The sequence below is a fragment of the Cyanobium sp. Lug-B genome (assembly GCF_024345635.1).
Classification (GTDB): Bacteria; Cyanobacteriota; Cyanobacteriia; order PCC-6307; family Cyanobiaceae; genus Cyanobium; species Cyanobium minutissimum.
In genome coordinates, this window is the sequence record NZ_JAGQBM010000092.1 from 1 (window position 1) to 8497 (window position 8497).

The following is an 8497-nucleotide window of genomic DNA, read 5'->3' on the forward strand; positions in this document are numbered from 1 at the left end:
TTCGGGAAAGGCCAGACCCCGCCCGCCGTTGATCTGCAGGTCCACCCCCCCCGGGGACAGCCAGTCGCCGTCCCAGTCCTCGCCGGCGGCCCGGCTGCCCGGCGGCGTCGGCCGCACCCGGGCGATCCTGCCGCCGTCGTCGACACCGACCCGCCAGCGCCAGCCCGCCTCGGCCCGGGCCGGGTCATCGCCCGCCAGTCGCAGGTTGGTCAGCCAGCGCATCCGGGCAGCGGCGGGACGGGACAATGCCATCCTCGCCGCCCCCGCTCCATGGATCCCGAGTCCGCCCCGTCCGCCGACGCCCCAGCGCCCCGGGTGGCGATCGTCATGGGCAGCGATTCCGACCTGCCGACCCTGGAGCCGGCCGTGCGGATCCTGGAGCAGCTGGGGGTGGCCAGCGAGGTGCGGGTGCTCTCGGCCCACCGCACCCCGCGGGAGATGGCGGCCTTCGCCGAGGCGGCCGCGTCCCGGGGAGTGCGGGTGATCATCGCCGGGGCGGGCGGCGCCGCCCACCTGCCCGGCATGGTGGCGGCCTTCTCCATGCTCCCGGTGATCGGCGTGCCCGTGCGCAGCCAGGCCCTCTCCGGGGTCGACTCCCTCCATTCGATCGTGCAGATGCCGGCGGGAATCCCCGTGGCCACGGTGGCGATCGGCGGCGGCCTCAACGCCGGCCTGCTGGCGGCGGCGATGCTGGCGATCTCCGATCCGGTGCTCGCGCTGGCCCTCGAGGCCTACCGCCGGGGCCTGCACGACCAGGTGGTGGCCAAGGATGCGCGCCTCCAGGCCCTGGGCAGCGCCGCCTACCTGGAGCAGATGGACCGGGGATGAGGACCCGGGCCCCTCTTCCCTGGCTGGTGCCGGTCCGGCAGGCCAAGCTGGTCGGCGATCGTCGATCCTCCGGGGCCAGGCCCCGCTCCCGCTGATGCTCGAGCGGCTGGTCCTGCCCCCCTGGCTGCGGTTCTCCCTGGCCCTGCCCCTGCTGGTGCTCAACCTCTGGGTGCTGCGCCAGCTGCTGGTGCCCCTGGCGCCGTTCCCGGCCCTGTTCCTGACGGCGGCCCTGCTGGCCTTCCTGCTCGACATCCCCAGCCGCTGGCTGATCCAGCGGGGGCTGCCGCGGGCCCTGGCCCTGCTGCTGGTGCTGGGCCTGAGCCTCTCGGCGGTGGTGCTGGCGGCCCTGGTGCTGGTGCCGCGCCTGGTGGAGCAGCTCGGCGACCTGGTGCTCGCCCTCCCGGGCTGGCTGGCGGAGGGGGAAACCCTGCTGGGGCAGCTGCAGAGCTGGGCCACCGAGCGGGGGCTGCCCACCGATTTCGGCGGCCTGAGCAGCGATCTGATCACCCGCACCAGCAAGATCGCCTCCCAGCTGAGCCAGCAGGTGCTGGGGATCCTGGGGGCCACCGTGAGCATCACCGTCAACACGGTGATCGTGCTGGTGCTGGCGGTGTTCCTGCTGCTGGGGGGCGAAGGCATCGCCAGGGGCTTGGCGGAATGGCTTCCCTCCGGCACCCGCGCCCTGGTGCTCAGCACCCTGGATCGCACCTTCCGGGGCTACTTCGCCGGCCAGGTGGTGCTGGCCCTGATCCTCAGCGGCGCCCAGTGCCTGGTGTTCACCCTGCTGGGGATTCCCTACGGCGTGCTGTTCGCGGTGGCGATCGGCTTCACCACCTTGATCCCCTACGCCAGTGCCCTCACCATCGTGGGGGTGAGCGTGCTGCTGGCCCTCGAGGATCCGCGCACCGGCCTGGAGGTGCTGGCGGTGGCGATCAGCGTCGGCCAGGTGGTCGACCAGGTGATCCAGCCGCGGCTGATGGGGTCGATCGTGGGGCTGCAGCCGGCCTGGCTGCTGATCAGCCTGCCGATCGGCGCCCGGCTGGGGGCGCTGATGGGGCTGGGGGAACTACTGGGCCTGCTGCTGGCGGTGCCGGTGGCCAGCTGCGCCAAGACCTTCCTCGATGCCTGGGCGCTGCGCCTGCGCGCCGAACCCCTCAGGCCTCCGCCGGAGCCGGAATGATGCCGCGGCGCTCCAGTTCCGCCATCACCTGGGCCACCGAATCCTCGAGGCCCTGCTCGCCGGTGGCCACCCGCAGCTCGGGGGCCTCCGGGGCCTCATAGGGGCTGGAGATGCCGGTGAACTCCTTGATCTCGCCGGCCCTGGCCTTGGCGTAGAGCCCCTTGGTGTCCCGCTGTTCGCAGACCGCCAGGTCGGCGGCGCAGTGGATCTCGAGGAAATCACCCGCCTCCACCAGCTCCCGGGCCCGCTGACGGTCGGCGCGGAAGGGGGAGACGAAGGCGGTGAGCACCACCACGCCGGCATCCAGGAACAGCTTGGCCACCTCACCGATGCGGCGGATGTTCTCCTCCCGGTCGGCGTCCGAGAAGCCCAGATCGCTGCACAGCCCGTGGCGGACGTTGTCGCCATCGAGCACGTAGCAGGCCAGCCCCTGCTCGAACAGGGCCGAATTCACCGCATTGGCCAGGGTGCTCTTGCCTGCCCCCGACAGGCCCGTGAACCAGAGGATGGCGCTGCGGTGGCCCCGCTGGTGGGCCCGGGCGGCCCGGGTCACGGTGGAGTGGTGCCAGACGATGTTGGTGGCCTTGGCCGGCGAGGTCATCTCGGACACGGAAACGGGGCGGTGGCTTCGGGGCGCATTCTCCCCTACCCCCCCGCCTGCTTCGGTCGGTAGCCGTCCTTCTCCAGGGCGGCCAGAGCCGCCGCCACGTGGTCCCCCTGCAGTTCGATCACCCCGTCCTTGAGGGTGCCACCGGTGCCGGCGCTGGCCTTCAGCCGCTTGAGCAGCAGGCGCAGCTCGGCCTCGGACGCCTCCAGCCCGGTGATGGCGGTGACCAGCTTTCCCCCCTTGCCCGCCTTGGTGCGCTGCACCCTCACCTTCTGCAGTGCCCGGGGCGTCGTGGCCGGGGCGGCCTCCGGCCGCTGCAGGCTGTCCGGCCCGCTGAACTCCCGCCAGCCCCCCTTAGGCATCGGTGGGCCCTCCCGCGATCAGCCGCCTGAAGCGGCGGCCGGTGGCGGCCACCAGCCGGGAGGGCAGCGACCTGGGGCGCATCGTCTCGGGCAGGGTGGGGGGGTCGGAGAAGTCGTAGCCATCCCCGACGCGGTGCCGGGCCAGGGCCTTGTGGCCGGCGGCGGCCGTGTAGTGGCAGACGTAGGACCGGCGGGTGAGGCTGGGATCGCGCATCGGGGTGCCGCCGTGGATCAGGGCCCCGTGCCAGATCAGCACATCGCCCCGGCGGGGCAGGTAGATGCTCGGGGTCCAGCCCTGGGCGTCGATCAGGGCCTGCAGGTACGGCCCGTAACCCGCCGCCCTGCGGGGATCGCCGTCGCGGCTGGCGAGGATGCCGCCCCCGTTCCAGTCGTAGAACTGATCGGCCTCCAGCCGATGGGAGCCCTTGTAGTAGACGAGCGGTCCGGCCCGATCGCTGATGTCCTCCAGGGGGATCCAGGCGGCGGCCAGGTGGCCCAGGCGGTTGTGGTGGTGCACGTAGGAGAAGTCCTGGTGGAGGGACTGCTCGCTGCTCTTCCAGAAGGTGAGCGTCTGGATCAGCCCCGGCGCCGAACCGAAGAGTTCATCGAGGAAATGGATGATGGGATCGGCGAAGGCCAGCGAGCGGGCCGCCTCGAAGTAACGGTGCAGGTCGTTGAGCTTCAGCCCCGGGCCGGCATCGCGGAGATCGGTGATGCCGAGCAGCGACAGATTGCGCAGGACCCGGGCCTCGTAGTGCTCCGCCTTGCCGTCGATGCCGATCATCCCGTGCAGCAGCGAGGTGCGGGCCAGAGCCGGCAGGGCCTCGAGGTCGCGGTCCATCCGGTCGAGGAGCTCCGGGTCCAGCACCTGCGGAAAGATCACCACCCCATCCCGCAGGAACTCGAGCACGGGGCCCGAGTAGATCCGGCCGGCCAGTTCCGGCTGCTGTCGATACAGGCGTTCCGCCAGAGGCAGGGAGGTCAGATAGTCGGCGGGAAGCATCTGTGGCGTTCGTGGGCGACTCGGTCGGCAGCCGTTCCGGTGCGGGGTTCTCCGGTGGCGTCCGGATGGCCCCTCCGCCGCTGCCGCCCCGGGTGGCGGCTCCCTAAGGTGAATTATCTCCCCTTGCGCAGCGCCGGTGACCAGCACCGCCCCAACCCGCAGCGCCGATCCTGCCGAGCTGCAGCCGTCGGTCCGCCCGGATGGCCTGGGCCGTTTCGGCCCCTTCGGCGGGCAGTACGTCCCGGAAACGCTGATGCCCGCCCTGGCGGAACTGGAGGCGGCCGCGGCCGAGGCCTGGGCCGATCCCGCTTTCACCGCCCGGCTGGATCACCTGCTGCGCACCTACGTGGGCCGGCCCACCCCCCTGTATGAGGCCGAACGGCTCACGGCCCACTACCAGCGGCCTGAGGGTGGTCCGCGCCTGTGGCTGAAGCGGGAGGACCTCAACCACACCGGCGCCCACAAGATCAACAACGCCCTGGGCCAGGCCCTGCTGGCGCTGCGGATGGGCAAGAAGCGGATCATCGCCGAAACCGGCGCCGGCCAGCATGGTGTCGCCACGGCCACGGTCTGTGCCCGTTTCGGCCTGGAGTGCGTCATCTACATGGGCGCCGAGGACATGCGCCGCCAGGCCCTGAACGTGTTCCGGATGCGGCTGCTGGGGGCCACAGTCCAGCCCGTCACCGCCGGCACCGCCACCCTCAAGGACGCCACCAGCGAAGCCATCCGCGACTGGGTCACCAACGTGGAGAGCACCCACTACATCCTCGGCTCGGTGGCCGGCCCGCACCCCTACCCGATGCTGGTGCGGGATTTCCACGCCGTGATCGGCCAGGAGGCCCGGAGCCAGTGCCTGGAGGCCTTCGGCCGGCTGCCGGATGTGCTGATCGCCTGCGTGGGCGGCGGCTCCAACGCCATGGGGCTCTTCCATCCCTTCGTCGAGGACGCCTCCGTGCGCCTGATCGGGGTCGAGGCGGCCGGCGAGGGTGTCGCCACCGGCCGCCACGCCGCCACCATCACCGAGGGCCGGGTGGGGGTGCTGCACGGTGCCATGAGCCTGCTGCTGCAGGACGACGAGGGCCAGGTGCAGGAGGCCCACTCGATCAGCGCCGGCCTCGACTACCCAGGCGTCGGTCCGGAGCACAGCTACCTGCGCCAGATCGGCCGGGCCGAGTACGCCGCCGTCACCGATGCCCAGGCCCTGGAGGCCCTGCAGCGGGTGAGCGAACTGGAGGGCATCATCCCGGCGCTGGAGACGGCCCACGCCTTCGCCTGGCTGGAGTCCCTCTGCCCCACCCTGGCCCCCGGCACCGAAGTGGTGCTCAATCTCTCCGGCCGCGGCGACAAGGACGTCAACACGGTGGCGGAAAAGCTGGGCGACGGGCTGGCGGGGTAGGTCCTCCCTGGGGCCCTCAGAGGGGGTCGTGCTCCCAGGGGAAACGCGGCAGCTTGTTGAGCCCCTCCTGCATGTGGCGGGCCCAGACGTCCATGGTGTGCTGGATCTCGGGAGCGTCCTTCTCCAGCTTCAGGTGCCGGGTCACCTTGAAGGCATCGCGGGGCAACAGGGCGATCTCGAAGGGCGGCCCCACGGTGAGATTGGAGCGCCTTGTGACGATCTCCGACACCAGGCAGAGCCGCGCCGCATCCTCCAGGGAGAGGTCGGGGCGGCCGATGTAATCGAGGGGAGGCTTGCCGTACTTGGTTTCGCCGATCTGCAGGAAGGGCGTGTCATCGGTGGCCATGATCGCGTTCCCCTGGGGATAGATCATGTAGAGCCCGTGGGGCTGGCCCGCGATCTGGCCGCCGAGGATGAAGCTGGCCTCGCCGCTGGCACCCGCCTGGCGCAGGTTGGGATTGAACTCCTTCTGCACCATCACGTTGAGCCGCCCGATGTAGTCGGCCACCTCGAACAGGTAGCGGGCGGTGAGCATGCTCGGCCCGGCGGGGGGGTCGTCCTGGCGGGTCCACTGGGGGCTGGGGCCGGCGCCATGGTTCTCGATGTCACGGCGGATCCGGTTGAGCACCGCCTGGGTGGTGCCCAGGTTGCCGGCCGCCATGAGCACGAACAGCCGGTCAGGGGCCGGCGCCAGCACGTGCATCTTGCTGTAACTCGAGATGTAGTCCACCCCCGCGTTGGTGCGGGAGTCGGAGGCGAACACGAGGCCGCTGTGGAGCAGGAAGCCGAGGCAATAGGTCATCAGCTGAGCAGCCTCTCCAGGATCGAGGCCACCGACTGAACCGCGGCGCGGGCGGTGGCGTAGGCCATCCGCATCGGACCCACCAGGCCCACCTGGCCGCGGCCGCCGTGTCCCGTGCGGTAGGTGGCCTGCACCACCGAGCACTGGCCGAGGGCCGCGTGGGGATGCTCGGTGCCGATCCAGATCGCTTCGGTCGCGACCGGGGCCTGGGGGCCGGTGATACCCAGCAGGGCACGGGGGCCATGCTCCACCAGCTGCACCACGGGCAGCAGGCTGGAACTGTGGCGGAATTCGGGCTGGGCCAGCAGCCCGCCCAGGCCGGCGGCCACCACAGCATCGAGCTCCTCGCTGCGGATGCGGCCGTGGCTGTCGAGGGCCTGGCGCAGCAGTCCGCCGCTGCGGCGCAGCTCCGCCGGCAGCCGTTCCCAGGGGATGCGGCCGTCGCCGCCGGCCCTGAGCTGCTGGTTGCTCCAGCGCTCCAGGATCGGCAGCTCCTCCTCCAGCCCGGCGCCCAGGCGCAGGTTGAGGCTGGTGCTGAAATCGGGCCCCTGGACGAGGAACACCAGCAGCCGGTCGCCGCTGGGCACGAGCCGCACCGCCTGCAGCAGGGGGCTGGGCCGCTGGGGGCGGGTGATCAGGCTGAGCAGGCCGGTGAGATCGGCCAGGCGGCGGGCCAGGTGCAGCAGCAGATCATCGAGGGCGGCCCACTGCAGGCTGATGCCGGCCAGCTCGCGCTCCAGCTGCAGGGCGGCGGCCCCCGGGGCCGGCAGCAGCTGATCGACGTAAAGGCGGTAGCCGCGCTGGCTGGGGATCCGGCCGGCGGACGTGTGGGGCTGGGTCAGCAGGCCGCGCTGCTCCAGGGCCCCCATGGCCGTCCGCACCGTGGCGGGGCTGGCCGGCAGCCCGAAACGCCGGACCAGCGTGTGGCTGCCCACGGGTTCGACGGTGTCCACGTAGTGCCGCACCGTGGCCTGGAGGACCTCCTGTTGTCGGCGCGGCAGCGTGTCCAAGGAATGGGGGGAAAAGTTGAAAAGCTAAACAGAACCTTCATCCTAGGTGCGACGGACCCGCCCTCCGCCGTGGAAGGGGGTTCAGTAACGGGGAACCCGGGGATCCACCTCCCGGCTCCAGGCGTCGATACCCCCCTGCAGGTTCCAGACCTCGCCGTAGCCCTGCTCCTGCATCAGCCAGCAGGCGAAGTGCCAGCTGCGGATGCCGGCATGGCACAGCACCACCACCGGCTGTTGCCGGTCGAGCAGGGTCTCCAGCTCCGGGATCCATTCGCCGGAGCGGCTCAGGGGCAGATGCACCACCGGGTGGGGCAGGCGTGCCTCCTCGAGCTCCCGGTCCTCCCGCACGTCCACGATCCGGAGCGGTTCCCCCTCCGCCAGGCGCCGCTGCAGCTCCATGGCGGAGAGGCTGCGGGGGGGGGCCGGAGGGGTCGGCTCGTCCATGGCGGGCGTCGGAGGGGGGGTGGCGTCAGGATGGTCCCATCCTGCTGAGAACGCATGAAGGCCCGCCCATTCCTGGCGGTGCTGCTGGCCCTGGTGCTGGTGGTGTTCGGTCTGGGGCTCGGTGGCTGGTGGCTGGTGTGGCAGCGCAGTGCCCTGCGTCTCCAGCGGCTGCCGCTGGAGGTGCCGCGGGCGGCCCAGTTCGTGCCCCGGGACGCCCCCTTCAGCCTCCACCTGTTCACCGACGGCGAGCAGCCCCTCGACTACGCCCGGGCCGTCGCCCCGCCCCGCCAGCGACGCCAGGCGGCGGAGGCGGTCGGCCGGCTGCGCGACGGGGCCTTCGCCGCGGCCGGTCTCGACTACGGGACGGAGCTGAGCTCCTGGCTGGCGGCACCGGTGGGTCTGGCCCTGTTCGAGGCGGATGCCGGCGGCGCGGCGGGGTCGACCCGCCGGGGGGGCTGGCTGCTGGTGCTGGGTAGCCGGGACGACGGCGGCGCCCGCCGCTTTCTGCAGCGTTTCTGGCAGACCCGCAGCCTGGCGGGCACGGATCTCCAGATCAGCACCTACCGGGGCCTGGGGCTGATCAGCGGCCGGGGGGCCCTGCTGGGCCGGACGCCGATGCCCCTGGCCACGGCCCTGGTGGATGACGACCTCGTCCTGATCGCCTCGGGACGGGGGGTGCTGGAGCAGGCCCTCGACGTGTCCCAGATCGATGAGCTCAACCAGGCCGGCCAGCCCGGCTTCCAGGAGGGGCTGCGGCGGCTGGGCACCGGGGCCGCCCTGGTGCAGGCGGCCCCGGACGCCCTGGAGCGCTGGCTGGGGCTGCCGCTGCCGGCTGCCGCCGACCAGCGGCCCGGCGGTCTGCTGC

10 protein-coding genes and 1 pseudogene are annotated in these 8497 nt (G+C 72.0%); 4 read left to right on the forward strand and 7 right to left on the reverse strand.

Features of this window, described 5'->3' with window-relative positions; genetic code table 11:
• A pseudogene (locus KBY81_RS15585) lies at nucleotides 1-222 on the reverse strand (N-acetylglucosamine-6-phosphate deacetylase); the annotation flags it as partial.
• Nucleotides 223-270: 48 nt separating this feature from the next.
• Between KBY81_RS15585 and purE the strand changes: the two are divergent.
• On the forward strand, nucleotides 271-828 hold the full coding sequence (gene purE / locus KBY81_RS15590) for a 5-(carboxyamino)imidazole ribonucleotide mutase (RefSeq protein WP_254976995.1): 558 nt from the start codon (nucleotides 271-273) through the stop codon (nucleotides 826-828).
• A 94-nt stretch (nucleotides 829-922) separates the two neighbouring features.
• Nucleotides 923-2008 (forward strand): AI-2E family transporter, encoded by a 1086-nt coding sequence (locus KBY81_RS15595; protein WP_181279940.1) that lies wholly within the window; start codon nucleotides 923-925, stop codon nucleotides 2006-2008.
• On the opposite strand, the gene cysC is transcribed toward KBY81_RS15595, so the two are convergent.
• The 3 genes from cysC to KBY81_RS15610 are packed head-to-tail and all read right to left on the reverse strand — an operon-like array spanning nucleotide 1983 to nucleotide 3980.
• Nucleotides 1983-2609, reverse strand: a complete 627-nt coding sequence (gene cysC / locus KBY81_RS15600) for an adenylyl-sulfate kinase (RefSeq protein ID WP_106219331.1) — start codon at nucleotides 2607-2609, stop codon at nucleotides 1983-1985. The genes KBY81_RS15595 and cysC overlap by 26 nt on opposite strands.
• A gap of 44 nt (nucleotides 2610-2653) precedes the next feature.
• Nucleotides 2654-2977, reverse strand: coding sequence for a translation initiation factor (locus tag KBY81_RS15605; RefSeq protein WP_254976996.1), 324 nt, complete (start codon nucleotides 2975-2977; stop codon nucleotides 2654-2656).
• On the reverse strand, nucleotides 2970-3980 hold the full coding sequence (locus tag KBY81_RS15610) for a phytanoyl-CoA dioxygenase family protein (protein WP_254976997.1): 1011 nt from the start codon (nucleotides 3978-3980) through the stop codon (nucleotides 2970-2972). Before KBY81_RS15610 ends, KBY81_RS15605 begins: the two co-directional genes overlap by 8 nt.
• A gap of 136 nt (nucleotides 3981-4116) precedes the next feature.
• Here KBY81_RS15610 and trpB point away from each other — a divergent pair, with 136 nt between their 5' ends.
• Entirely contained in the window at nucleotides 4117-5376 is a 1260-nt protein-coding gene (trpB, locus tag KBY81_RS15615; protein WP_106219328.1) for a tryptophan synthase subunit beta, read from the forward strand.
• A gap of 16 nt (nucleotides 5377-5392) precedes the next feature.
• Here trpB and KBY81_RS15620 read toward each other — a convergent pair whose 3' ends face one another.
• The 3 genes from KBY81_RS15620 to KBY81_RS15630 all read right to left on the reverse strand — a co-directional run bounded on the left by KBY81_RS15620 (nucleotide 5393) and on the right by KBY81_RS15630 (nucleotide 7632).
• Nucleotides 5393-6178: a proteasome-type protease gene (locus KBY81_RS15620; protein ID WP_015110394.1), complete on the reverse strand. Its 786-nt coding sequence runs from the start codon at nucleotides 6176-6178 to the stop codon at nucleotides 5393-5395.
• Nucleotides 6178-7188: a heat-inducible transcriptional repressor HrcA gene (locus KBY81_RS15625; RefSeq protein ID WP_106219327.1), complete on the reverse strand. Its 1011-nt coding sequence runs from the start codon at nucleotides 7186-7188 to the stop codon at nucleotides 6178-6180. Before KBY81_RS15625 ends, KBY81_RS15620 begins: the two co-directional genes overlap by 1 nt.
• An 81-nt stretch (nucleotides 7189-7269) precedes the next feature.
• On the reverse strand, nucleotides 7270-7632 hold the full coding sequence (locus KBY81_RS15630) for a rhodanese-like domain-containing protein (protein WP_254972311.1): 363 nt from the start codon (nucleotides 7630-7632) through the stop codon (nucleotides 7270-7272).
• A 54-nt stretch (nucleotides 7633-7686) separates the two neighbouring features.
• Here KBY81_RS15630 and KBY81_RS15635 point away from each other — a divergent pair.
• Nucleotides 7687-8497 (forward strand): DUF3352 domain-containing protein (locus KBY81_RS15635; RefSeq protein ID WP_254976998.1); only part of this gene is annotated, 811 nt, incomplete at its 3' end.